Source organism: Leifsonia sp. T36S-04, assembly GCF_042465655.1.
In the GTDB taxonomy this organism is placed as follows: Bacteria; Actinomycetota; Actinomycetes; order Actinomycetales; family Microbacteriaceae; genus Leifsonia.
The window spans coordinates 3,218,332-3,244,366 of the sequence record NZ_CP146286.1 but is presented as its reverse complement, the minus strand read 5'-3'; the positions used below and the strand labels follow the sequence as shown (position 1 = coordinate 3,244,366).

Here is a 26,035-nt window from a genome sequence, read left to right as displayed (position 1 = left end):
AGCCTTTCTTCCGGGGGTGCGGAAACATGGCCGGAACTCCCGGCGGCCGGCCCGTCGGGTGGTTGACTCGTGATGGAAGGTGGTCACGGTTTTGGCGCTCTCGGCAAGGCAGACGAGGATGCTCGACATCCTGGCGCGTCGTGCTGCCTGGGTGACGGCAGGCGAACTCGCACACGACCTCGGAGTGACGACGCGCAGCATCCGCAGCTACGCCGCCGCGCTGGGCGAGGTCGTCGAGTCCGGATCGAGCGGCTACCGCGTCAAACCGGACGCCTACGCCGCTTTCCTTGCGGGCGACGGAAGCTTGGATGCGGGCACGGCCGGCTCACCCCAGGAGCGTCTGGTGTTCCTGGTGCGGAGGCTGCTCGACGAGCCGGACGGGGTCGACGTGTACGAGACGGCGGAGAGTCTGTTCGTCTCCGACTCCACGATCGAATCCGACCTCACCCGGATGCGCGGGCTGCTCGCGGGAACCGAGCTGTCCCTGGAGCGCCGGGGAGGCACCGTGCAGCTGCTGGGACCGGAGATCGCGCGGCGGAAGCTGCTCAGCCGGCTGTTCCGCGACGAGATGCGGCAGAGCGTGGTCGACGTCGCGCGCATCCAGGAGGCCTTCGGCTCGGAGGGGCTCGCCGACTTCAAGTCGGCGCTGGTCGCGATGCTGGATGCGCGCGGGTTCTTCGTCAACGAGTACGGCATCAACGACGTGCTGCTGCACATGGCGGTCGCCCTCGACCGGGTGGCGAAGGACCGGGTGCTGCCCTCGGTGGAGGAGCCCGAGACGAGCGAGACCATCCGCTCCCTCGCTCACGATCTGGGAGCGCTGATCGACGAGCACTTCGGCACGGCGCTGGATGCGACCGAGCTGCGGTACCTCGCCATCCTGATGCGGACCCGGGTGATCGCCCCGGGGGCCGGACAGGACACGGTCGAGGAGTTCGTCAGCCCGGCCGACCTGGAGGTGGTCCGAGGGATCGTGGACCGGGCGTCGGCCGAGTACCTCGTCGATCTGCACGACGAGAACTTCATCGTGCGGCTGACCCTCCACGTCCAGAACCTGGTCGCGCGGGCCCACGAGAACACGTTCTCGCGCAACCCGCTCACGCGGTCCATCAAGAGTTCGTACCCGATGATCTACGAGCTGGCCGTGTACATCGCCAGCCGGCTGCAGGCGGCCGAAGGGATCGCGGTCAACGACGACGAGATCGCCTACATCGCCATGCATGTCGGCGCGTACCTGGAGCAGCAGTCCCGCCGGCGTGACGCGGTCACCTGCGCGGTCGTCTGCCCCAACTACTACGACATGCACATCCTGCTGCGCGACCGGCTGGAGAGCACGCTCGGCGACGAGCTCGACATCACCAGCGTCATCACCTCGACCGACGCCGACTGGGAGGCGATCGAGGCGGACCTGGTGCTCACCACGATCGACCCGCGCGGGCGCCGCGAGAACACGGTCATCGTGCAGCCGTTCCTGACCGAGACGGATGTGGAGCACGTCCGCCAGGCGGCCTCGCGCATCCGGCGGCAGCGGCACAGGGCCCGCATCAAGAGCGAGCTGCTGGAGTACTTCGACGAGAGCCTGTTCCTGCGCAACTTCTACGCGCGCGACCCGATCACGATGATCCGCGCGCTGGGCGACCGGATGATCGCCACGGGCGCGATCGATCAGGAGTACGTGGACCAGACCGTGGAGCGCGAACAGATGTCGTCCACCGCGTTCACCGACTCCCTCGCGGTGCCGCATGCGATGACCATGAGCGCGCGGCGGACCGCCATCGCGATCGTCGTCAACGACACCGCGATCGACTGGGGGGATGCCCGCGTCAACGTGATCGCCTTCATCGCGTTCTCGGAGGCGGGGCGGTCATCGTTCCAGACGGTCTTCGACCAGTTCGTGGAGGTCTTCTCCGACCGCGAGGCCGTCCTGGCGCTCATCCGCCGCGCCGACACCTTCACCGCGTTCATCGACGAGCTCGTCCGCATCATCGACGCCTGACCCCCGCCCCCGGCCGCAAAGCCGCCGAGTACAGGAAAACTGCGGGCTTTCGCGCGGAAAACGCGCAATTTTCCTGTACTCGACGGCTAGGAGGGCCGGGGCGGGCGAGGCTAGTTGGCGGTGACGGTGTAGGTGACCGAGACGCCGGGGGTGCCGATGGCGACCGTGTACTTGTCGTTGGTGAAGACGGCCTTGCTGTCCGAGGAGCCGGGCTGCTCGGTGAAGCCCTTGTCCTTCAGCGCCGACTGAGCGTCGGCGAACCCGGTCTTGCCGGACGGCCGGACCGTCACCGACCAGCCGTTGTCCTTGTCGCCGCGGGCGACCACGACGGTGCCGTCGACGAGCGGGACGTCGGCCTTCGGGAAGTCCGACGGAAGCTCCTCCGACTGCTGGTCGTCCGATCCCGAGCTGGAGCCCGCCGTAGCCGACGAGGACGAGGCGGGTGTGTGCGAGGAGACGTAGTTGGTGTTGCCGGCGCCGGAGCAGGCCGCGAGCGAGCCGATGGTCAGGGCCGCGACGATGGCGGCGGGAACGAACGGATTACGTGTGCGCATAGTGATTCCTAGTGCTGTATGGGTGCGGTTGTGCAACCACCCAGGTTACTCGCGCAGCGCGGGGACCGCGTCCCCCGATGTCCGCTTCCGGCTCAGCCCAGGAGCAGGGAGCTGAGCTGGTCGGCCGAGTGGACCACCGCGATGGCGCCGGCGGCCTCGGCGGGGGAGCCGTAGCCCCACTCGACGAGGATGGTCGGGAGACCGTGAGCGCCAGCGCCCTCCACGTCGTACTGACGATCGCCCACCATGACGGTGTGCTCGAGGTCGACGCCGCGCGCGCCGAGGCGGCGCAGGGCCTCCTCCACGACGTCCGCCTTGGCGCTGCGGCTCTCGTCCTCCGTCGCGCCGGTGATGACGTCGAAGTACTTCGCGAGATCGAAGTGCTCCAGGATGCGCGTGGCCTGGATCTCCGGCTTGCTGGTCGCCAGGGCGAGCGGGATCCCGGCGGCGTGCAGCCGCTCGAGCAGCCCGCGGATGCCGGGGAACACGGCGGAGTCGAGCGCTCCGTGCTCGGCGTAGTCCGCCCGGTAGACGGCGAGGGCTTCGCGGGCGGCGGTCTCGGTCATCCCGCCGAAGGCCTCCAGGGAGTCGAGCAGCGGCGGGCCGACGTACTCGAGCAGCTGGGCAGGGGAGGGGACCGGCTTTCCGAGGGTCGCGAACATGCGCGCGAGGGAGGAGGTGATGCCGGGGGCGGAGTCGGTGAGGGTTCCGTCGAGGTCGAACAGAACACACGTCCAGGTGCGGGTGACGGTGGGGGTCGGGTTGGTCATAGCGGTCCTAGCGTATGTCAGGTTTCTGAATCGCGGGTCAGTGCTCGCTGAGGGCGGACTCGATGTGGGACCGCGCGACGACCATCGTGTGCCCGGCTCCGGGATCGAACTGGACCGCGACGAAGTCGGCCGTCCGGATGAAGCCCAGCGCCTCCAGAGCGGGAACGATCACGGCCTGCACCCGGGCGCCCTCGCCCTCGGCCGTCTGCGCGACGGCCGAACGGAGCGCGTTCATCGACGTGAACAGCGGAAGCACCGCCTCCCCGGTGGTCGAGCTGATGGTGCGCAACCGGGTGTCCTGCGGGGTCGAGCCGGTCACATCCACCACCAGGCCGCCCTTCGTCGCCGCCGCGAGCAGCGCATCCAGGTTCTCCCGGGACGGCTCGGCGGCGATGGCGGCGAGCGCCTTCCGCACGGGTGCGTTCTCGTAGCTCTGCGGGAAGCGCGGTCGCGGTGCGGCCATCAGAAAAGCCTGCTTTCACTGTCGTCGAGCCCGCGCATCGCGTCGTAGTCGAGCACGAGGCAGCGGATTCCGCGGTCCTCGGCCAGAGTGCGGGCTTGCGGCTTGATCTCCTGGGCGGCGAAGATCCCGGTCACCGGAGCCAGGTGCGGGTCGCGGTTCATCAGCTCCAGGTAGCGGGTCAGCTGCTCCACCCCGTCGATGTCGCCGCGACGTTTCAACTCGACGGCGACGGCGGCACCGGCGGCATCCCGGGCCAGGATGTCGACGGGCCCGATAGCGGTCATGTACTCGCGGCGCACGAGCACGTGCCCGTCGCCGAGGAGGTGGATCTGCTCGGCGAGGAGCTTCTGCAGGTGCGCCTCCACACCGTCCTTCTGCAGTCCCGGGTCGATCCCGAGGTCGTGGGAGGTGTCGCTGAGGATCTCGTGGATCGACACCACGAGCATGTCCGCCGTCTTGGCCTGGGTGACACGCCACACCTCGCGGATGCCGGCCGCCTGCTGCAGCTCGTCCGGTTCGTCGATGGCGACCGTGCAGGGCGGGCTCATCCAGTTGAGGGGCTTGTAGGACCCGCCGTCGGAGTGGACGAGGAGGCTGCCGTCCGTCTTCAGCATCAGCAGCCGCGTCGCGAGCGGCAGGTGCGCGCTCAGCCGGCCGGCATAGTCGACGGAGCAGTTGGCAATGACGAGACGCACCGGAACATCCTAAGTGCAACCGGGCGAGCGCGCCCGGGCATCGGCGGGACGGCGCTGGCAGGATGGGGCGCATGGCCCGCGAACTCCTGATCGGCACGTACACCGAAACCCTTCCGCACGTCGATGGTCACGCCGAGGGGGTGCTCACGGCGCGGTTCGACGGCTCGTCCGTGCTGGATGCGGTGGTCGCCGCGCAGGTGACAAATCCGTCGTGGGTGGCGGTCGCGCCGGGTGGCGGTGCGGTCTACGCGGTCAGCGAGACGGAGCCGGACGGGCGGATCGTCGCGTTCGCCCGCGACGGCGATGGCACCCTGACGGAACTCGGGTCGGTCTCGAGCGGCGGCGCATCGCCCGCGCACCTCGTCGTGCATCCGACCCTCCCGCTGCTGCTGGCCGGGACGTACGGGAGCGGCACCTTCTCGGTGTTCGCGCTCCAGTCGGACGGCTCGATCGGCGAGCGGACCGCGTTCGTCCAGCACGAGGGGCGCGGGCCGGATCCCGCCCGCCAGGAGGGCCCCCACGTCCACCAGCTGAGCGTCGACCCGGTGACCGGCGACGTCGTAGTGGTGGACCTCGGGCTCGGCGAAGTGCGCTGGTACACGCTCGCGCCGGATGGTGGAGTCGGCCTGCGCGCGGAGGCGACCGTCGTGATCGGCTCGGCCGGTCCGCGGCACCTCGACTTCCATCCGGACGGGATCCACGCGCTTCTCGTGAACGAGCTCGACTCCAGCATCGACGTGCTCCGCCGCGAGGGCACCCGTTTCGAGCGGGTGCAGAGCACCACCACGCGGGCGGACGGTGCCACGGGCGACAACGCGCCGGCGGCCGTGTGCGTCGCGGCCTCGGGGACGACCGTGCTGGTGAGCAACCGCGGGGACGACACGATCGCGGTCTTCTCCTTCGACCCCGCGGCGTCCCGGGTGACCCTGGAGGAGTCGGTTCCGGTCGGAGGCGTGTCGCCGCGCGATCTGGTGATCTCGCCGGAGGGGGATCGCGTGCTCGCGGCGTGCCAGGACAGCGACGAGGTCACCGTCTTCGCGTTCGACGACGCGGCGCGCTCGCTCCGACCGCTCGGGGCGTCCCCCGTCCCGACCCCGGTGCGGCTCGCCTTCGTGTAGGCGTGGTGCGCCCGACTCGTGAGTCGTTGCGCGAATCGCGCATGAGTGGCGACATCTCGTCACCACTCGGCGACTCCGCGCCGGCGCGGGTCAGGCGGCCTCGGGCGCGCTCTCGCGCTCGGCGGCAGGTACCGCGATCGGACGCACGGACGGCGCCGCCAGGAACGCGGCGATCAGGAGTGCCAGCACGAGGAACAGCGCGTTCAGCAGGCCGAAGTGCTGCCCGAGGAAGCCGATCAGCGGCGGACCCGCCAGGAACGCGCAGTAGCCGATGATCGCGACGGCCGACACGCGGGCGGCCGGGTTCGAGGCACCGTCGGCCGCAGCGGACATCCCGAGCGGGAAGCCCAGCGACACCCCGAAACCCCACAGCACGGTCCCGATCACCACGAGCCACATCGGGCCACCCACGATGAACAGCACCAGTCCGACCGCGCCCAGCCCAGCGGTGATGCGGATGGCCGCGACCCGGCCGATGCGGTCCACCATCGGACCGCCGGCGACGCGGCCAACGGTCATGGCCGCCACGAAGAACGCGAAGACGACGGCGCCGATCGAGTTGGACTGGCCGTGCCCGTCGACGACGGCGAGCGAGATCCAGTCGTTCGCCGATCCCTCGCCGAACGCCATCCCGAGCATGACGACGCCGATCAGGATGAGCCGCCAGTCCGCCCACACCGCCAGCGACGTGCGCACGCGCTCGCCGAAGGGGATGCGCTCGGTCGCTGCGGCATCCTGGTCGCCGAGGTCGGCCTCGCGCGGGATGTAGCGGATCGCGATCACCGCAACGACCACGATCGCGACGGCGACCCCGAGCAGATGCCAGACGACGGGCACCGCGAGCCATGCGGCGAGGGCGCCGATTCCCGCGCCGAGGACCGTCCCGAGGCTGAAGCAGGCATGCATCAGGGGGAGCAGCGTCTTGCCGATCTCGCGCTCGACCGCTGTCGCTTCGACGTTCATCATCACGTCGACCATCCCGTTGCCGAAGCCGAGCAGGATGAGTCCGATCGCCACCAGGACGACATTGTGGAACGTCGTGGCGCCGAAGCCGATGAAGAGGGTGCCGACCGACACGATGATGAGCGAGCCGACCATCCCTCGGTGCGGCCCGAAGCGTCCCAGCACCGAGGAGGAGAGGGTGAGGCCCAGGATGGCACCCACCGACATGCCCAGGATGAGCAGGCCGACAGCCGACGGGTCCTTGCCGAGCGCGAGGTCGTCTCGGACGCCGGGGATGCGTGCGACCCAGCTGGCGATCGCGAGACCGCTCAGGATGAAGATCACGAAGATCGCGTTCCGCCAGGCTTTCAGCTCTCGGCGGTCGCGCGTCGGGGCGGAGGTCGGCTGTGACATCGGAGCGGTTCCTGTGGGTTCAGCGGCTCGAATCGTTTCGATCGAAACGATTCGACTAAGCTATCACACGTGAACGAACCCAGCACAGCCCCGGTCGCCTCGCGGCCGACGCTGGCCGCCGTCGCCCGCCTCGCCGGGGTGTCCAACTCGACGGCGTCCCTCGCCTTCTCGGGCACCGGCCCGGTCTCCGACGCCACGCGCGAGCGCGTGCTCGCCGCGGCCAAGGAGCTCAACTACGCCGGGCCCGATCCCCGCGCTCGCTCCCTGCGCACGGGCCGCTCCGGAATCGTGGGCGTCGTCATGGAGGAGCGCGTCCGCGACGCGTTCCGCGACCCCATCAAAATCGCACTGCTCGACGGCATCACCGAAGAGATCGGTGCGATCGACGCCGGCCTCCTCATCCTCACCGACGCGGGTCAGGCCGCCCAGCGCATCGAGGACGCGCCGATGGATGCGGTGATCCTCGTCGGCTGCAGCCCCCGGCTCGACGAGTCGGTCGCCACCCTGCGCCAGCGCGGCATCCCCCTCGTCGCGATCGAAGGAGACCCCGCGGACGGCGTTCCGACCATCGGGCAGGACAACCGCGACGCGACGCGCCTCGCCGCTCAGCACCTGTACGACCTCGGCCACCGCGACGTCGCCGTCGTGGCCCTCTCCCTCACCCGCGACCGCGCGCGCGGCGCCCTGACGCCGGACCGCCTCGCCGTCGCTAGCTCCACCACGGCGCTCGACCGGCTCGCCGGCGCGCGCGATGTCTTCCCGGAGGCGAGTGGATGGGTCACCCGCGGTTCGTTCGTCGAGGAGGGACGACTCGCCGGGCGCGCGCTCCTCGACGACCCGACCCGTCGTCCCACGGCCGTCATCGCGCAGAGCGACCTGCTCGCCGCGGGCGTCATCCGCGCCGCCGAAGAGCTCGGCCTCGAGGTGCCGGGGGACGTCAGCGTTGTGGGTTTCGACGGTGTCCGGGTCGACGGACTGTGGCCCTACGACCTGACCACGCTCGTGCAGCCGGCCGTCGAGAAGGGGCGCGCCGCGGGTCGCGCCGTCGTGGAAATGCTCTCGGGCGGCGAGCCGCATCCCTCCACCTTCACGAGCGTCTTCCATCGGGGCAACACCACCGCGGCGCCGCAGAAGCGGTAGGGCCCCGGTCGTAGGCTGGCGGCATGGATCTCGAAGCCCTCTACCGCGACCTGCACTCCCACCCCGAGCTCGCCTTCACCGAGCACCGCACGGCAGGCATCGTCGCCGACCGGCTGACCGCGCTTGGCCTGGAGGTGCACAGCGGCATCGCGACGACCGGCGTCGTCGGCGTCCTGCGCAACGGCGAGGGCGCGACGGTGCTCCTGCGGGCCGACATGGATGCGCTCCCCGTCCGCGAGCAGACCGGTCTGCCGTGGGCCTCGACGCAGACCGTGACCGATGCCGCAGGCAACTCGATCCCGCTGATGCACGCCTGCGGGCACGACATCCACATCACCTGCCTGCTCGGAGCGGTGGAGGCGCTCGTCGGCTCCCGCGCGGACTGGTCGGGCACTCTGGTCGCGCTCTTCCAGCCGGCGGAGGAGCACGGCGGCGGCGCGCAGGTCATGGTCGACGACGGACTGTACGAGAAGGTCCCCGTGCCGGATGTGGTGCTCGGCCAGCACGTGCTGCCCGCCCCGGCCGGAATGGTCGGTGCGCATCCGGGCGCCGCAATGGCCGCCGTCGACACCATGGAGGTCACCCTGCACGGTCGTGGCGGCCACGGGTCGCGGCCGGAGACCACGATCGACCCGGTCGTGATGGCGGCGGCGACGGTGATGAGGCTCCAGACGGTCGTATCGCGGGAGATCGCGCCGAGCGAGACGGCGGTCGTCACTGTCGGCAGCCTCCACGCGGGCACGAAGAACAACATCATCGCGGCCGAGGCCACGCTCGGGATCAGCGTCCGCAGCTTCAACGAGGAGGTGCGTTCGCACGTGCTCGAAGGGGTGGACCGGATCATCCGCGCCGAATCGCAGGCCTCGGGTGCCCCGAAGGAGCCGGACATGGTGTGGGGCGAGCGGTACCCCGTCACGGTGAACGACCCCGAGTCGACCGATCGCGTGAACGCCGCTTTCGCCGCCGAGTTCGGCGAGGACCAGGTGCTGCGGCCCGGTGCGCTCTCGGGCAGCGAGGACGTCGGAAACCTGGCCACCGCCGCAGGAGCTCCGCTGGTCTATTGGATGCTCGGGGGCGCCGACCCGGAGACCGTGCTCACCGCGATGGCGGCGGGGACGGTCGAGACGGACATCCCGACGAACCACTCTCCGTTCTTCGCGCCGGTGCCGCAGCCGACGATCGACACCGGTGTGCGCGCGCTCGTCGTCGCCGCGCGGGAGTGGCTGGCCTGAGCGCCGCCGCCCGGCCCGCGCGCCCTGCCGGGGACGGATCGAAGGAGATCGGGTGCCGAATCTCCTTCGATCGGCAGTGGTGAAGGAGATTCGCCCGCCACATGTGAATATCTCCTTCGGTGCGGGCCGGCGGCCAGCACCGTCAGCGTGTCAGACCGTCGCGCCCGCGCGCATCCACACCCGGCCGCGTGCCCGCAGTCCCAGGGTGACCGCCCGGGCTCCGAGGTAACCCAGCGCGAAGGCGGCGGTGAGCGCGGCAAGGCCCGCTGCTCCGTGGCCGCCCCACGCCGCGGCCGCAGCCGCGAGCGGGAGGAACACCGCGACGTTCACGAGTCCGGTCACCGCGAGATACCGGGCGTCCCCGGCGCCGATCAGCACGCCGTCGAGCACGAACACGTAACCGCCCAGGGGGGCGCCGACTCCGACGATCGCGAGCGATAGGGGCAGAAGCGCGGCGACCGAGGCATCGCTCGTGAACAGCGCGGCGGCGAACGGGCTGAGGGCGATCGTGGCCACTCCCAGCACGACTCCTGCGCCGACGCCCCATTGGATGCAGCGCCTCAGCACCGCACGCACGCCCGCCAGGTCTCCCTCGCCCAGCCCCTTGCCGATCAGCGCCTGCGCGGCGATCGCGAGCGCATCGAGTGCGAACGCGAGCGTCGCGAACACGGTCATGGTCACCTGGAAAGCGGCCAGCTCCTCCGGGCCCTGCTGCGTCGCCGCGAACACGGCGAGCAGCATGGCCGCGCGCAGGCTAGCGGTGCGGAGGAGCAGCCAGCCGCCTGCGCGCGCCGTGCGACCGATTCCCGCATGATGGGGGAGCAGGGATGCCCGGACCCTGCGGGCATGCCGCGCCACGACCACCGCGTAGACGAGCACCATCGCCCACTGCGCCGCCACCGTGCCGAGCGCTGAGCCGGCGAGTCCGAAGCCGGCCACATAGATGAAGAGGTAGTTCAGCAGGATGTTCGCAGCGAAGCCGGCCACCGCGACGGCGAGCGGTGTGCGCGTGTCCTGCAACCCTCGCAGCAGACCGGTCGCCGCGAAGACGAGCAGCATTGCGGGCAGCCCGAGCATCGACAGCGTCAGGTACGTCGTCGCCTGCGCCGTCACCCCGGGCGAGGCGCCGAAGAGCCCGACGAGGAACGGGGAGGCCGCCCACCCGGCAGCCGCCAGCACCACGCCGAGCACGAGGGCGAGCCAGCACCCGTCGATGCCGGCCGCGACCGCGCCGCGCTCGTCGCCCGCGCCGATGCGCCGCGCCACTGCCGGCGTCGTGCTGTAGGCGAGGAACACCATCAGGCCGACGATCGTCTGGAGCACCGCACTCGCGATTCCCAGGCCGGCGAGCGGATCGACGCCCAGGTGCCCGACCATGGCCGAATCCGCGAGCAGGAAGACCGGCTCGGCGACCAGCGCGCCCAGCGCTGGCACCGCGAGGCGGAGGATCTCGCGATCGACGGGACGGCGCAGGATGGTGCTCACGACCATCCACGCTAGCCCCGTCCACCGACGCGCGACTCCTGCTCCCTCCGATGTCGGTGGCCGCACCTACGGTGGAGCCATGAGCAACCTGATGCCCGAACCGCTCGCCACCTGGACGTGGCGGCTGGAGCGGGTCCGCAACGGGCGCACCATCCTCACGCGCTCGCAGGCGGCGGCCGCCCGCACCGATCTGCTGAACGACCGGGCCGCGCATCCGGAGTCGTACACCGGATACGAGGAGGAGCTGGCGACGGCCGTCGACGAGCTCGCCGTGCTCTCACAACAGGCCAACCGCCACGACGACCTGCTGTCGGTCATGGCGGCAGACCGGCGCCGGGCGGACCGGGAAGCGGCGGCGAACGGGACGGCACTCGACCCGCGGTCGACGGCGCGAAGCCGCGGATCTCTGGCCGCCGATCATGACCGCGTTCCCGCCGGGTTGCCCGAGCCGCTGGACCAGTGGGTGCACCGGCTGATCCGCTACCGCGCCGGGGTCAAGATCATCACGCCGATCGAGGCCGCGCGGGCCGAGATCCGCCTCCGCAACGAGGCCGACCTCCAGCCCGGCGCCTACCGCTCGGGAGTGGCCGCCGGTTACTACCACCGGACGATCCGCGAGCTCGGAGAGATCGGCACGGCCGAGCGCCCCGGCAATCGCAACGGGCGCATGGTGCGGGGGCTCGACGGAATCGTCGCCTGACCGGACGCCGCCGTTCGCGCAACGGCCCACTACGATCGAGCCGTACGCGTACACGTGACGAGGGGGCGCGGTGAGTCCGAACGAGGCTGCAGCACTACTGGGGGTGTCGCCTTCTGCGACGCCCGACGACGTCGACCGCGCGTATGCCGCTCACCTTGCGGACGCCGGGCCGGATGTCGAGCGCCGGGACGCACTGACGGCGGCACGGGATGCGCTCCTCGCGGCTTCGGCGTGGCAGGCGCCGTACCCGCAGCAGGCCACCTCGCAGCAGGCTGCCTCGCAGCAACCCACCCCGCAGCAGGCTGCCGGGCAGCAGCAGTACCCGCAGCAGCCGGGGTACCCGCCTGCCGGCTACGGCCAGCAGCACGTTCCGTACCCTCCCTCCGGGGCACCCGGCCCGTGGTATCCGCCTGCCCCGGCGCGCCGTCGCATGTCCACGGGCGCCATCGTCGGCATCACGGTCGGCAGCATTGCGGCCGGACTCGTCGTCCTCCTCGTGGCGGTCTTCGCCATCGTCGCGATCGCGCACAGTTCCAGCCGACTGACGCAAGCGGAGGGCAGCTCCAGCGCGGCGCCGTTCGACCAGCCGTCGGACATCCCTTCGCCGGACCCCTCGGCGGGCGGTCCCGATGACTCGGGAGTGGCGGACTACGACGTGGACGGCGTCCACATCCACTACGTCGACGGGTGGACCTTCGAACTCACCCCCGGCGAGACCTGCGCCGGGGCGACCGTCACGGCGGGCTTCTCCGACACCCCGGAGGGTGAGGTGGTCGACGAGTGGAGCACGACCCTCGATCTGGAGGCGGCCGTGCCGTACACGCTGACCATCCCGGATTCGGCGTCCGTACACGACTACGCCGGCATCGACGCGGTCGATTGCGGTCAGGCCTGAGGCGCAGCAAACACAAGTTTCACAAATTACTGAATTAGGCGTAGCATCCCGCCTATGAACGCGGTGATCGACGTCTCCGGACTCGAAAAGCGATACGGGCGCGTGCGCGCCCTCGACGGACTCGACCTGACCGTCGGCGAGGGAACCGTCCACGGATTCCTCGGTCCGAACGGCGCGGGCAAGTCCACGACGATCCGGGTGCTCCTCGGCCTCGCCCGTGCGGACGGCGGCCGGGCGACCCTCTTCGGCCGGGACCCCTGGAAGGATGCGGTCGACCTCCACCGCCGTGTCGCATACGTGCCCGGCGACGTGAGTCTCTGGCCCAACCTGTCCGGAGGAGAGGCCCTGGACCTCCTCGCGCGCCTCCGGGGTGGGACCGCCGATCGGGCGCTGTACGCCCAGCGCAAGAAGCGGCTCCTCGACGTCTTCCAGCTCGATCCGACCAAGAAGGGCCGGGCCTACTCCAAGGGCAACCGCCAGAAGGTGGCGCTGGTCGCGGCGCTCGCGACCCCGGCCGACCTGTACATCCTCGACGAGCCGACAAGCGGTCTCGACCCGCTGATGGAGGCCGTCTTCGATTCGGAGATCCGGCGCGTCGCCGCCGAGGGAGCCACGGTGCTCCTCTCCAGTCACATCCTGTCGGAGGTCGAGCAGCTCTGCGATCGCGTCACGATCATCCGCGCCGGGCGGACGGTGGAGACCGGGACGCTGGACGAGCTCCGGCACCTGACGAGGACCGAGGTGACCTTCCGCGCCGAGGGCGTGGGCGAGGACGCGCTGGCTCAGCTGCCCGGCGCCCATGAGCTGCAGGTGCGGGAGGGTCGGGTGCGGTTCACGGCCGACAGCGACTCGCTCGCGGCTCTCCTCGCAGCACTTGCCCGGCTGGATGTCCGGGGCCTCACCGTCGCGCCGCCGTCCCTTGAGGAGCTCTTCCTGCGGCACTACGGCGACGACCTCGCCGCCGAGTCGGCCACGGAGGAGGCGGCGACGCGATGAGCGCGACCACGGTGCGCCCCGACACGGTGCGCACGAGCGGGGTGTCCCCACGACCGGGCGCGTTCGCGACGCTGGGGGCGCTGCTCCGGCAACGGCTGCGCCGCGACCGCTGGCAGCTCCTGATCTGGATCCTGTCGATCGGCGTGCTGGGCGCCTTCTCGGCGGCGAGCCTCCAGCAGACGTACGGGAGCGCCCTCGCGCGCGTGCAAGTGCTTCGCCTCGCCGTCACCGACCCGACCATCCTGGTGCTACGCGGTCTCCCTCAGGGGCCGAGCATGGCTGCTCTCACCTTCTTCGAGATCTTCACGTTCCTCGCCCTGCTCGCCGGACTCATGAACACGTTCCTCGCCGTCCGCCACTCCCGGGCGGAGGAGGAGTCGGGGCGCGCCGAGCTCGTCGGCGCAACACCGGCAGGCCGGCTGCTTCCGACCGTCGCCACGGTCGTCCACGCGGTGATGGCGAACGTCGTGCTCGCCCTGGTCACCGCGCTGGGCTTCATCGCCGTGGGCCTCCCGGCGGACGGATCCTTGCTCACCGGTGTCGTGACCGCGGGCGCCGGGCTCGCGTTCTTCGGGGTCGGGCTGCTGCTCTCGCAAGTGATGAGCACCTCCCGTGGGGCGAATGGATTCGCGGCGGCGGTCGTGGTCGCCGCGTACCTGCTGCGCGGCATCGGCGACGCGACGGGCACGCCGTACGGCGACGGCACGCACCTGACTGCGGCGTGGCCGAGCTGGCTGAGCCCGATCGGCTGGGGGCAGCAGGCCGCGCCCTACACCGCGAACGACTGGTGGCCCGTCCTGCTCCAACTCGGCTTCGCCGCCATCCTGGTCGCCGGTGTGTTCGCCCTGCAGTCCGTCCGCGACTCGGGCGCCGGACTGATCGCCGAACGGCCCGGCCGTGCGATGGCTCCGGCGACGCTGTCCGGCGTGGTCGGTCTCGCCTGGCACCTGCAGCGGCCGACCATCATCGGCTGGGCGGTCGGAGGCGTGCTCGGCGGCCTCCTGGCCGGATCGCTCTCCAGCTCGATCAACAGCTCGCTCGCTGCCGACCCGAATCTGGCGGGCATCCGGGAGGCTCTCCGGAAGATCGGCGCGGGCGGATCGGGCCCGCTCACGCCGCTCTTCATCTCGGCGATCTTCGCGATCGTCGGCGTGCTCGCCGCCGCGTGCGCGGTCCAGGCGGTGATCCGCATGCGCCAGGAGGAGCAGTCGGGCACTGCCGAGACGCTGCTCGCGACCCCGGTGTCGCGCACGGGCTGGATGCTCTCGTTCGTCGCGGTAGGGGTGGGCGCCGTGGTGGTGGTCCTGCTGGTCGCGGCGATCGCCTCCGGACTGTCCCTGGCTGCCGCGGGGGAGGACCTGTCCACCATCGGCTACTCGTTCGCGGCCGCGGCCGCCCAGCTGCCGGTGGCGCTCGTCTACCTCGGCGTGCTGACGCTGGTGTTCGTCGTGCTGCCGACCTGGACCATCCCCCTCGGCTGGGCAGCGCTCGGGCTCGGTGCCTTCGTCGGCATCTTCGGCGGCCTCATCGACCTTCCCGAGGGCATCCGGCACCTGTCTCCATTCGCCGACGCCCCCGTGGTCGTCGGGGACGTCGACTGGACCGGGGGATATTGGATGCTCGCCATCACGGTCGCGTCCCTCCTGGTCGCGGCAGCGCTGATCCGGCGGCGCGGCCTGGTGCTTGGATAGGCGTAGCGAACACGAGACGGGACGGTGCCCATGGCCAGAGACGAGGCGGCGCTCGCCGAGGTGATGGAGCACTCCGCGGCGGTGCTGACCGCGGCCGGCTTCCCCAGGATGCCGGCGCGCGCGCTCATGGCGCTCACGGTCACCGAGTCGCCGGGCCTGACCGCAGCGGAACTCGCCGAGCGGCTGGAGGTCAGTCCGGCCGCGGTCTCGGGGGCGGTGCGCTACCTCCAGACGCTGGGCATCATCCGGCGGCTCTCCCAGACCGGCAGCAGGCGGGACCGGTACGAGCTTCCGAGCGACTGGTACGCCCTCCTGGTCCGCAACAGCCCGATCTACGGCGTTCTCGCCGACCAGGCGGAGGCCGGGCTTGCCGCCGTCGGGGACCCCGCTTCGCCCGCGACCGAGCGCCTGCGTGACATGGCGGGCTTCTACCGCTTTATCCAGGGACGACTCCCGGAGCTGATCGGCGAGTGGGAGCAGGTGCGCAGCGCGCGCAACGCCTGACGTCTCGGACATTATGCATGCATTGCACGTGTCCTAAATTCATGTCGATATTTCTATCCCACTAACGTATTGATGCCCGGCCGTCCGGCCGGGCATCATCGTCGTTACGGGGATCGTCTTTGTCTCTTTCGTGGTCGCGCGCCCGGGCGCGCTTCGCCATCGTCGCTGCGGTCGGCATCGTCGCTGCGGGCGCGCCTGCTGTGGTGGTCCCCGTGTCCGCCGAGGCCGTTCCGGCGCGCCCTCGGGGCGAGACGAAACCCGCCCTCGTCGACGATGCCGCGCACGCTGCGACCGAGGCAGAAGCGCGCCTGATCGCCCGCGATCACGGTCATGACGTCGTCGTCGACGACCTCAGTTCTCCGACGTTGCTGGTCCGCGCCAGAGCGGACGGGCAGATGCAGGCGGTCAGCAGCCAGGTGCCGGAGCAGGCGCGGGTGGATGGCACCTGGAAGCCGGTCGAATCGGCGCTCGTCGAGCACGACCGCTGGTGGGAGCCGAAAGTGGCGGCGGTGCCCATCCGCATCGGCAACGGCGATTCGGCCGACATCGTCTCGGTGCGGTCGGAGTCGGGGGACTGGATCACCGAGACGTGGCCCTACGGCGACCTGCCGAGGCCAACGGTTTCCAAGGAGACGGCGGTCTTCCACGACGTGCTGCCCGGTGTCGATCTCCGGGTGAAGGTCACGAAGGCCGGCATGCGTGAGGTCCTCGTGGTGAAATCCGCCGAGGCCGCTACCGATCCGCGCGTCGCCGATCTCCGTCTGGGGCTGCGCGGGGCGACGCTCTCCGTGAAGCCGGAGACCGAGACCCTGGAGGCGCAACCGGAGTCCGGCAAGCCGGTGGTCGCGGCGACGCCGCTGTGGTGGGACTCCTCCGAAGAGCACGCGAACGCGGACAGCCCGCCTGGGGATGAGCCACAGGCCGTCGAGACGACCGTCGCCGGGGGTGAGTCGGTGATGGATGTCGCCGCGATTGCCGCGGGCGATGTCACGTACCCGCTGTTCGTGGACCCGGACTGGAGCGGGTACCTGCAGTACGACTGGTACACCGACCGGGCCTATCCGAATCAGTCGTACCTGAATCCGCCCGAGAACAGCACCGGCTACGGCATCCAAGGCGGAGTCGGCTACCTTTCGCGGGCGTTCTACCGCTTCGACACGGCCTTCCTGTCGGGCAAAGCCGTCTCGAACGCGCGGTTCAACGTGGTGCAGAACTGGTCCAACAGCTGCGCGGGCACCTGGACGCAGCTCTGGCAGTACGGCGGGTCCAATGTCGGCTTCACGTGGAACTCCGACCCGGGCCAGTGGGTCCGTCCGATTGACGCGCAGAACTACAACACCGGCGGCCCCTGCAGCCCCAATCCGGCGTGGGTGGGCTTCTCGGCCTCGTCTGCGGCTTACGACGCGGCGCTCAACGGTGCCCCGTACCTCACTCTCGCGCTGCGAACCGACGACGAGAGCAACTCGCTGTCGCGCAAGCACTTCCGGTGGGACGCCCAGCTCGTCGTCACCTACAACTCTTTTCCGAACATCCCCACGGGGGCGAGCATGATCAGCCCCAGCCGTGGATGCAGCACGGACGCGAACAACCCCGCGTACGTCAACGGCAAGCAGCCCATCACCCTCCAGGTCGCGGCCAGTGACCCGGATCCGGGAAACGTGGCGGCCGACTTCTATCTGACGACCGTCGCCACCGGTGCGGAGCAGCACCTCACGACCACCCCGCTCCAGGCCCAGGGCGCCGCCCTGCGGCACACCATCTCGGCGAACACCCTCGCCGACGGGAAGACCTATAGCTGGTCCTCCCGAGCCTCGGACTACATCAACGGCTCCCCGCGGACGGCACCGTGCTACTTCGTCGTCGATTCCACGAAGCCCGGACTTCCGACGCTGGCGATCACGTCGGGGGCGGAGCTGGTTCCCGGGTCGACACGAACGTTCCGGGTCCCCTCGGCGCCGGGTGAGCCCATCTCCGTGACGATAACGCCGCCGGCTGGCGAGGCTATTGCGGGTTACCAGGTGTGGTGGACGAGCGGCGATCCGACGACTCCGGGCCCGGCGGCGCCGGTCACCGACTACACCTCCGCCCTCCCTCCCTGCGATTCCATTGCGGGCGCCGACGCACGAGTGGTCTGCGCGGCTACGTCGGGAGTTACTAGCGTCACCGTTGCGCCTCCGTCATCGCTCGGAACCCTGTGGGTCGCTGCCTATGATCGTGCGGGCAACGTCTCGTGCGGCGTGGAGTCGTGCGACGTGGCGTCGGCGAGCTCGGCGGCGGGAATCGGTATCGCGACCTCCACGGACCCGGACCTCTCGGGCGGACACCGCTGGTTCGCGTCCTCCAAGGGTCAAACCGCCATCGATGACTCGGTGGGGAGCATCCCTCTGAAGATCGGGACGGTCGAAGGATGGGACGACGACCTCTGGGAGGACCCGCCCTTCATCACTCCTACATTCGTTTCGCTCAACCGGTTCGTGAAGCCGGGAGTCTCCCACGCGACGGAGTCGAGCGCCTCCGGGACCCCGCCCGGCCATGTTCTGGAGTCGACTCTGGGGCAGCTCGGAGCAGTGGCGACGGGCACGCCTGCGCCGCCCGGTTCGACTGTGCTCTTCGGCTGTGCCTATGGCCTGGGAAACAGCCTGCTCACGACTATCGCGAACTGCGAGGGCACCGGAGCGGCATCCCACGTGCTGGGATACATCTGGACCACTGCTGCCGACGTGCCCAAGGCATTCGCTGCTCGCCAGATCTTCCGCTGCCGTGTCGGAACAGACTTCTTCGTCTCCACCCTCAGCAACTGCGAAGGCCAGGTCAACGAGCGCAGCCTCGGTTTCGTCGCCGTGAACGTTCCGTCGACCACATCCGCGCCTGTGGTGGACACCAGGAAGACCTTCACTGTGGTGGCCAGGGTCAAGCCTTCCACTGCTCAGCGCATCCAGACAGTCGTCAGCACCACGGGCTCTCCGGACTCGGCCTTCTATCTCCAAGCGGTCAACGACTCGTGGAGATTCTGCATGCGCTCGCAGGGCCCGACGAAAACCACGGTCTGCGCGACCGCGGTCTGGGCGAAAGTCGACACGACTCAGTTCGTCACTGTCATCGGGCACTGGGATGCGATCAACCGCCGGGTCGGCATCTCGCTCGCGGTGGGCAATACGCTCCTGAGCCCGCAGTGGGTGTCATACACGCCACCTGCCGACGACTCTGCATCGACGGGAATTCTGCAGGTCGGCTCGGCGACCTCCGGCGGGTATCCGAGTGACTTCTTCGGAGGCTCAATTGCCGGTGTCGCCGTCTATCCCTCGCTGCTGTCCGAGACAGCGCTGCGAAAGCCGCTACCCGGGCCGGATCAATGACTCGCGCCTCCACACAGCTCCGTCCATGAACCCCTTCGAAAGTAAGCCCTTGTCACAACGCCATGTCTCATCCCGTCGGGGTCGCCGTAGCCGAGAGGCAGTCGGGATCGTCGGCACGATCGCGCTGGTCGCCGGTCTGGTCTCGTTCGTGCCGTCACTTCTTGCCGACACCGGCCCGAGCACGCCCGGGTTCGCCGCGGCCGTTCGGGGCACGAGTGGCGCAGGAACAGCTGGCGCGCACGTCGTCGCTCCGGTCTCGGCGCCCATCGAGACGTCTCGTCTGGCCCCCGGTTCCCATGTCATCGACCTTGCGTCCGTCGATCGTGCCAACGCGCGTGAAGGTCGAAGCAGCGACGCCCGTCAGTGGCATCCCATCGGGGATACGGGCATGTCGCTTGCCGTGGCAGATTCGCACGCTACGGGCGGTGACGGGGACGTCGTCAGTGTTGCGCAGCTCGAGCCAGCCCACCCGGCTAACGTCACCGCGACAGTTCTGACTTCGCGAGACGCCGCCGCCGTTGGGGCGTCGAGTCTCGCGCTGCGGCTGAAGGCGGCCGGCTCCCGGGCGGAAGACGGTTCCGTGGATGTTCGTATCCCGAAGCGCTTGCTGTCCGGACTCTACGGCGCGGACTACCTCTCCCGACTGACCTGGGTGCAAACAGCAAGTAACGCGTCTACGAAGGTAATTCCCGCCTCGCTCCAACCTCGTGTGGAAACCGTACGTCGGGCACTGAGCAGTCGGTCCGTCGGCAGCGACATCGTTGTGACGGCTGTGCTTGCGGCGTCCAGTCCGACGATCCTCACTGCTGTTGCCTCGGGGAGCAGCGCAAGCGGCACCGGCGACTTCGGAGCCACATCCCTGAAACCTGCGTCGTCCTGGGATGTTTCTGCTCAGACGGGGACATTCTCCTGGGACTACCCGTTGCGAGTGCCGCCGGCACCGGCCGGACCTGTGCCGGACGTGGCACTCTCATACGATTCGCAGTCGGTCGACGGGCTGACCGGATCGACGAACAACCAGCCCTCAGCGATCGGCGAAGGCTGGGCTCTGGACGGCACCGGCTTCATCGAGCGCTCGTACGTGGGATGCGCAACCGACGACGGGCCCTCTGGTCCGGTCACCACGTCCGGCGATCTCTGCTTCAAGTCGGCCAACGCGACCGTGTCTTTTGCGGGGCACTCGGGGGCGCTCGTCCAGGTGGGTGCAACCAATCAGTACCGGCTGGCCAACGACGACGGCACCCGATTCACGGAGCTGACCGGAGCACCCTGCCAGTCCAATGGCACTTCGAACACCGCGTGCTGGCAGATGGTGACGCCCGACGGAACCCAGTACTTCTTCGGGCTCAATCGGTTGCCTGGGTGGAGCTCGGGAAAGCCGACGACCAACTCCGCCTGGACGGTGCCGGTGTTCGGGAACGATCCGGGCGAACCCTGCCATGCCGCCACCTTCGCCTCCTCCGCGTGCGATCTGGGATGGCGTTGGAACGTCGACTACGTGGTCGACGTTCACGGGAATGCCGAGGCCTTCTATTACAACGCCCAGACCAACATGTACGCGCGAGGCGGATCCACACCCGTCTCCTATGTGCGCGGTGGTGAAGTCGAGCACATCGAGTACGGCCTCACATCGACCAATGTGTTCGCCCCGAATGCTGCCACGGGCAGGGTCGAGTTCTCCTATGACGCGAATGGGCGTTGCTCCGACGGCGCCGGTTCCGCCTGCACACCGCAACCGGCCTCCGGCCCCGCGGCGAAGCCCTCCGCCCCCGCGTCCTATCCGGACGTACCCTTCGATCAGCTGTGCACCTCGGGCACGTGCGCGGATCACACCGGTCCCACATTCTGGACCACGTCCCGACTTTCGTCGGTCAAGACGCAGGTGCAGGCTGGCGGATCGTACAAAGACGTGGACTCGTGGTCGTTGAAGCACACGTTCCCGGCTCCCGGCGACGGGACGTCTGCTGCGCTGTGGCTCGCGAGTATCACCCACACCGGGTACGCCGGCGGCAGTTCGCTGACCGAGCCCACCGTCACCTTCGCCGGCACCACGATGCAGAACCGCGTCTGGGCGGTGGACGGTCTCGCTCCACTCGACAAGTGGCGCATCAGCTCGATCAAGTCCGAGCTGGGCGGAACCACGTCGGTGAACTACTCCGGCCAGGAGTGCACACCGTCGGATCGTGGCGCGATCTTCGCCAACCCGGCCGCAAACACCAAGCGGTGCTATCCCCAGTGGTGGTCGCCGTCCACGACGCCTCCGCAGCCCGCTCAGCAGGATCTGTTCCACAAGTACGTCGTCACGTCGACGGTAGACAACCCGAACACAGGCGGCGCGGGCGCGGCAGGTCTTCCGACCTACTACTTCTACGGAACTCCCGGGTGGCGATACAACGACTCCCCCCTGACGCCGGCGGATCGGCGCACCTGGTCATCCTTCGCCGGCTTCAACACGGCGGAGGAACGAGCGGGCGATCCGGATCACCCGGCGGACCAGTCCGTGACCAAGTACACCTTCTTCCAGGGGTTGGACGGCGATCGCGCCGCGCCCGCCGGAGGCACTCGCTCGGTGAGCGTCACCGGCAGTTCCGGCGTCGCTGACTCGCTGCAATACGCAGGACGGACCCGAGAGGTCGTGCAAACCAACGGCGTGGGCGGACCCACCCTGTCGAGGACGGTTGTGACGCCCTGGTCGTCGCCCCCCACTGCCAGCGACGGCTATCGGACGGCGCGCTACACGAACGACGCCGAGACGGTCGTCAGCGAACCCGTCTCGACGGGTGGCGACCGGACGACGTCAACGAAGACCGTTGCCGATCCGGTGACTGGGCTCACCGTGAGTGAGCAGGTCGCACCGAGCGACGCCCCGGCAACCTGCACAACCACGACGTACGCCGCACCCAACCCAGTGACGGGCGTGATCGGGAGTGTCGCAGAAGTATTGAAAACATCGGGGACCTGCGATCAGGCGGCCTCTGCCGGTGCGGATCGACTGATCAGCGACGTGCGCACGAGTTACGACGGCCAAGCAGTCGGTGCCGCTCCGACGTTCGGCGACGCAACGCGCACGGAGGTTGTGAGCGGCTTCGTCGGAAGCGTGAAGACCTGGACGACCGCCTCCACCACTTCGTATGACTCCCTAGGACGTCCAACGCAGACAACGGATTCTGCTGGGCGGGTCACTAAGAGCGCGTACACACCGGCCGGTGCTGGCGCCCCGACCACGGCGACCCAGGTGACCAACCCTCTCGGATGGACGACGAGTACGACTGTCGAGCCGGCATGGGGTGTGGAGCTCTCCGTGACCGACGAGAACGGGAAGGTGACGTCTTCCTCGTACGACGCGCTCGGCCGCAGGACCGCGGTATGGCTCCCCAGCCAGCCGCAGGCCTCCAACCCCACTTCGCCCTCGACGAAGTACACGTACACCGTGTCCCAGACCGCACCGTCAGTCGTTACAACGGAAACGGCGCTCTCGGACATCACGCGGACGTCGTACGAACTGGTCGACGGTCTGGGTCGCACGGTGCAGACGCAGGGGCGTTCCCCGAGCGGCGGCAGCGTGATCAGCGACACTGTGTACGACACGCAGGGGCGATCCGTCTCTTCGCTTGGTCCATATTGGGCCACCGCGAACCCATCTACGTCGTTGTTCGTTCCGACCAGTTGGAACCAGGTCCCGACCCGTACCGATACTCGATTCGACGCAGCTGGTCGCACGTTGACGTCAGTTCTTTACACCTTTGGCGATGAGACCAAACGCACCTCGTACGCCTATCCGGGAGCCGATCGGGTCGATGTGACGCCACCGGCCGGAGCTGCGCCATCCACCACGATCAGCAACTCGATCGACCAGCGAACCAGCCTGACTCAATACTCGGGCGAATCCCCGACCGGGGACGGTCTGACTACGCGGTATGAGTACGACTTCCGGGGTTCGATGTCGGCGATGGTCGACACCGTGGGAAACCGTTGGTCATGGGCGTTCGACACCCTAGGCAACCAGGTCTCTGCCACGGATCCCGACACCGGCACGACGACGTCGACGTACGATTTGGCGGGTAACGTCTTGACGACCACCGACGCTCGTGGGCAGACGCTGGCTTTCACGTACGACCAGCTAAACCGGACGACGGGCAAGTATTCCGGCAGTTCCTCCGGTCCGATTCTCGCCTCGTGGGTCTACGACACGGTCGCGAAGGGCCAGAGCGCATCCGCGACCAGCTACGTGGGATCGACGGCGGGGAAGCCGGGCTTGGCGTACACAACCTCGGTCGGCGGCTACGACAACTTCTACAACGCGACCTCGACTACGGTGAGCATCCCCGCCGGCGCACCCGCCTTCGCCGGCACCACCTACACAGTCGCGTCGGCGTTCGCCCGGGATGGTTCCATGATCCAGCGGTCCCTCCCCGCGGCGGGCGGTCTCCCGTCCGAACGTCTTCGGGTGTTGTACGACGGCGTCGGAAACGTCGACTCGATCACCGGCTCGAGCACGTACGGAATCGCTTCATACACGCCGCTGAGCCAGATTTCGCAGATCGCGCGGAAGTCGACGACCTCGCTGTACACCGGGTTCGGCTACGATCCGGGCACCGGTGAGGCGACCGAGGTCATCGACACGACCCAGATCGGTGCCGTCTGGACCCAGCAGGCCGACCGTCAGTTCAAACGCGATGCGTCCGGCAACGTGACCGCGATCGCGACGACGGGGGCGTCCGGCGCAGACACGCAGTGTTTCGGTTACGACCGGTACCAGAACATGACAGAGGCGTGGACTCCAGGTTCCGGCGACTGCACGGCAGCTCCTTCGGTGGCAGGACTCGGGGGCGCCGCTCCGTATTGGAAGTCATATGCGGTCGACCCCGCCACCGGCAACCGACTTTCGACGACAAGCCACACGGCTGCCGGCGATGCGGCGGTCTCGTTCTCGTATCCGGCTGCTGGTGCCGCGCGTCCCCACGCGGTGACGGCTGTTGCCGATGGCGCGTACGGCTATGACGCCTCGGGGAGTATCGTCTCGCGGCCAGGGCAGCAGTTGGACTGGGACGAGTCGGGGCGGCTGTCGAAGGTGACGTCGGGTGCGGGGACGGAGTCCCGCGTCTATGACGCGGACGGGTCGTTGCTCCTCTCGACGGACTCGAAGGGCTCGAAGCTGTTCCTGGGTGACACCGAGTTGAGTGTTCCGTCGGGTTCGTCGGTGGTCTCCGGGGTGCGGACGTACTCGTTCGGGGGTGTGCCGGTCGCGGAGCGGTCGGCGAAGTCCGGGGTGTCGGGTTCGTCGTTGACCTGGTTGTCGGGCGATCTGAACAGAACGCAGGACCTGTCGGTGGGCGCGGCTGCTGGGAAGGTCGTTCGTCGTTTCGTGGATCCGTTCGGCAATCCACGGGGAGAGGCGGCGTCGTGGCAGTCGGAGCACGGCTATCTGAACGCGTCGGCGAGTGCAGTGACGGGTCTGACGCAGCTCGGTGCGCGCGCCTACGACCCTGTGGTGGGCCGGTTCATGTCGGTGGACCCGGTGTTGGACGCGTCCGATCCGGCGCAGTCAAACGGGTACTCGTACGCGCACAACAGTCCGGTGTCGTTGTCGGACCCGTCGGGTCTGAAACCGTCGACTTCGAAGTCGAAGTCGACCCCGGGGTCCTCTAAGACGAAGTCGTCCTCAAAGGGCTCGTCGGCGAAAAAGAAGGAGGACTGGAACCCGTTCTCCTGGTCCGGCGAGACGTGGCAGAAGATCGGTGCGGTCGCGGCGGGAGTCGTTGCTGCAGTGGCCATCACGGCGGCAGTGGTGGGTGCGGCCGCGTGCACAGCGGCGACGCTGGGTGTGTGTGGGGCCGCGCTCCTCATCGGCGGCGCAGTCGGTGGGGCGGTGGGCAATCTTCTCACCTATCAGCTGCAACCTGGACCGAAGTCGACGCAAGGCCAGATACAGGCGCTCACCTTCGGGGCGATAGGCGGCTTGGTAACTGCTGGCGCAGGTGGCGCACTTGCGATGGCAGGCGGGAAAGCCCTCGGAGCCATCGCCGGCAAAGTCGCCTCCGCCGAGGGCAAGGCGGGCTCCGCAGGCACCGTCGCACGCACCTTTGAGTCGTCGGACGCGCATGTGGCGGATGCGGCGAACGCGATGGAGGCGGCTGCTCCGGGCAGTGTGAAGGGAGTGAACAGCTATGTCAAAATGGCAGACGGCGGATCACGCGAAGTTGACATCGATCTAGGGAACATCCTGGTTCAGGTCAAGGGAGGAAACGCCCGCGGGATCACAGGCCAGATTGAAAGAACGTCGTCGACCACGGGCAGAACGACCATAGGCTATGCGCCGGACATGCCTGGAGGAGCGTGGGAAGCCGCAGCCCGGAAAGGAATTCCTATCGCTCGCAACGGTGAAGAACTCGTAGCGATGGTCAAGGAACTGAGATGAAGAGCGTGTTTTTCCTCGCCGACGTCAAGGACATCTTCGAGATCTTGGCTCGCCTCCTGCTTATACATGGAGGCGACCGAGTGGGTCACGAGGTGGCACAAATCATCGACTCTCAGGGAAGAGCGCTAACAGTCTTTCCGAGCGACAAGGCATATGAGCAAGAAGTAACCGAACCGCCTATCGCAATACGCGGCACTCCGCCGAGCACCTCCCTATCTGGGCTTAGTTGGTGTGTCGTCGAGTGCAGATGGGAAGACATCATTTTGCATTGGATTCAGCAGTTGGCGCCACTGACGGGCGGTCTTTGGGTCTTGGATGGCGACGGCGTCCTCTGGAACTCGAACGACTTGGTCGCCGGCGAGATCCGCCTCTGACGCGTCCCGGCGACCTAGAGTGTAGGACGAAGTCCACGCGCCTCCCGAAGGGTGGCCGCCCTCGGACCTATACACGTGGAGTAAGCAGATGGTCAGACGGGGACGTCAAAGTCCCCGGGGATTGCTCGCCTTTAAGGAGGGCAGCCTGAACTCGATGTAAGTGGCGACCGTTCTCTACACGTTTGGCGACGAGTCCCGACGCACGACGTATGCGTATCCGGGCACCGATCGTGTGGATGTGACCCCATCGGCTGGAGCCGCGCCGTCGACGACGATCAGCAACTCGCTGGGC

Annotated in this window: 18 protein-coding genes; 12 read left to right on the top strand and 6 right to left on the bottom strand. The window is 68.8% G+C overall.

Annotation, left to right across the window (positions count from 1 at the left end; all coding sequences use genetic code 11):
• The first annotated feature begins 91 nt into the window (after positions 1-91).
• Positions 92-1,996 (top strand): transcription antiterminator, encoded by a 1,905-nt coding sequence (locus tag P3F85_RS15775; protein WP_374008792.1) that lies wholly within the window; start codon positions 92-94, stop codon positions 1,994-1,996.
• A gap of 110 nt (positions 1,997-2,106) precedes the next feature.
• Here the strand turns inward: P3F85_RS15775 and P3F85_RS15770 are convergent, their stop codons facing one another.
• The 4 genes from P3F85_RS15770 to nucS all read right to left on the bottom strand — a co-directional run bounded on the left by P3F85_RS15770 (position 2,107) and on the right by nucS (position 4,478).
• On the bottom strand, positions 2,107-2,550 hold the full coding sequence (locus P3F85_RS15770) for a hypothetical protein (RefSeq protein WP_374008791.1): 444 nt from the start codon (positions 2,548-2,550) through the stop codon (positions 2,107-2,109).
• 92 nt (positions 2,551-2,642) lie between these two features.
• The gene (locus P3F85_RS15765; protein WP_374008790.1) at positions 2,643-3,320 is read right to left on the bottom strand and encodes an HAD hydrolase-like protein; all 678 of its coding nucleotides are present in this window, start codon (positions 3,318-3,320) and stop codon (positions 2,643-2,645) included.
• A gap of 37 nt (positions 3,321-3,357) precedes the next feature.
• Positions 3,358-3,783: an SseB family protein gene (locus P3F85_RS15760; protein WP_374008789.1), complete on the bottom strand. Its 426-nt coding sequence runs from the start codon at positions 3,781-3,783 to the stop codon at positions 3,358-3,360.
• A complete protein-coding gene (nucS, locus tag P3F85_RS15755; RefSeq protein ID WP_374008788.1) occupies positions 3,783-4,478 on the bottom strand; it encodes an endonuclease NucS in 696 nt (231 codons plus the stop codon). Before nucS ends, P3F85_RS15760 begins: the two co-directional genes overlap by 1 nt.
• 71 nt (positions 4,479-4,549) lie before the next feature.
• Here nucS and P3F85_RS15750 point away from each other — a divergent pair, with 71 nt between their 5' ends.
• Positions 4,550-5,596 carry a lactonase family protein gene (locus P3F85_RS15750; RefSeq protein ID WP_374008787.1) on the top strand — a complete coding sequence of 349 codons (1,047 nt, stop codon included), beginning with the start codon at positions 4,550-4,552 and terminating at the stop codon, positions 5,594-5,596.
• A gap of 90 nt (positions 5,597-5,686) precedes the next feature.
• On the opposite strand, the gene P3F85_RS15745 is transcribed toward P3F85_RS15750, so the two are convergent.
• Complete coding sequence (locus P3F85_RS15745; protein WP_374008786.1) at positions 5,687-6,952, bottom strand: MFS transporter; 1,266 nt, start codon at positions 6,950-6,952, stop codon at positions 5,687-5,689.
• Positions 6,953-7,021: 69 nt separating this feature from the next.
• Between P3F85_RS15745 and P3F85_RS15740 the strand changes: the two genes are divergently transcribed.
• The gene (locus tag P3F85_RS15740; RefSeq protein ID WP_374008785.1) at positions 7,022-8,092 is read left to right on the top strand and encodes a LacI family DNA-binding transcriptional regulator; all 1,071 of its coding nucleotides are present in this window, start codon (positions 7,022-7,024) and stop codon (positions 8,090-8,092) included.
• A gap of 23 nt (positions 8,093-8,115) precedes the next feature.
• Positions 8,116-9,324 (top strand): amidohydrolase, encoded by a 1,209-nt coding sequence (locus P3F85_RS15735; protein ID WP_374008784.1) that lies wholly within the window; start codon positions 8,116-8,118, stop codon positions 9,322-9,324.
• A 150-nt stretch (positions 9,325-9,474) separates the two neighbouring features.
• Here the strand turns inward: P3F85_RS15735 and P3F85_RS15730 are convergent, their stop codons facing one another.
• Positions 9,475-10,815 carry an MATE family efflux transporter gene (locus P3F85_RS15730; protein WP_374008783.1) on the bottom strand — a complete coding sequence of 447 codons (1,341 nt, stop codon included), beginning with the start codon at positions 10,813-10,815 and terminating at the stop codon, positions 9,475-9,477.
• Between the two features lie 73 nt (positions 10,816-10,888).
• Between P3F85_RS15730 and P3F85_RS15725 the strand changes: the two genes are divergently transcribed.
• The 8 genes from P3F85_RS15725 to P3F85_RS15690 all read left to right on the top strand — a co-directional run bounded on the left by P3F85_RS15725 (position 10,889) and on the right by P3F85_RS15690 (position 25,743).
• Positions 10,889-11,509, top strand: coding sequence for a hypothetical protein (locus P3F85_RS15725; protein ID WP_374008782.1), 621 nt, complete (start codon positions 10,889-10,891; stop codon positions 11,507-11,509).
• A 70-nt stretch (positions 11,510-11,579) separates the two neighbouring features.
• Positions 11,580-12,404, top strand: a complete 825-nt coding sequence (locus P3F85_RS15720) for a hypothetical protein (protein WP_374008781.1) — start codon at positions 11,580-11,582, stop codon at positions 12,402-12,404.
• Positions 12,405-12,458: 54 nt separating this feature from the next.
• Positions 12,459-13,400, top strand: a complete 942-nt coding sequence (locus P3F85_RS15715; RefSeq protein WP_374008780.1) for an ATP-binding cassette domain-containing protein — start codon at positions 12,459-12,461, stop codon at positions 13,398-13,400.
• On the top strand, positions 13,397-15,091 hold the full coding sequence (locus P3F85_RS15710; RefSeq protein WP_374008779.1) for an ABC transporter permease: 1,695 nt from the start codon (positions 13,397-13,399) through the stop codon (positions 15,089-15,091). The genes P3F85_RS15715 and P3F85_RS15710 overlap by 4 nt, the downstream gene beginning before the upstream one ends.
• A gap of 30 nt (positions 15,092-15,121) precedes the next feature.
• Entirely contained in the window at positions 15,122-15,595 is a 474-nt protein-coding gene (locus P3F85_RS15705) for a GbsR/MarR family transcriptional regulator (RefSeq protein WP_374008778.1), read from the top strand.
• 119 nt (positions 15,596-15,714) lie between these two features.
• Positions 15,715-18,951 carry a LamG-like jellyroll fold domain-containing protein gene (locus tag P3F85_RS15700; protein ID WP_374008777.1) on the top strand — a complete coding sequence of 1,079 codons (3,237 nt, stop codon included), beginning with the start codon at positions 15,715-15,717 and terminating at the stop codon, positions 18,949-18,951.
• 25 nt (positions 18,952-18,976) lie between these two features.
• Positions 18,977-25,369, top strand: a complete 6,393-nt coding sequence (locus P3F85_RS15695) for an RHS repeat-associated core domain-containing protein (protein ID WP_374008776.1) — start codon at positions 18,977-18,979, stop codon at positions 25,367-25,369.
• Positions 25,366-25,743, top strand: coding sequence for a hypothetical protein (locus P3F85_RS15690; protein ID WP_374008775.1), 378 nt, complete (start codon positions 25,366-25,368; stop codon positions 25,741-25,743). Before P3F85_RS15695 ends, P3F85_RS15690 begins: the two co-directional genes overlap by 4 nt.
• Positions 25,744-26,035: the final 292 nt, after the last annotated feature.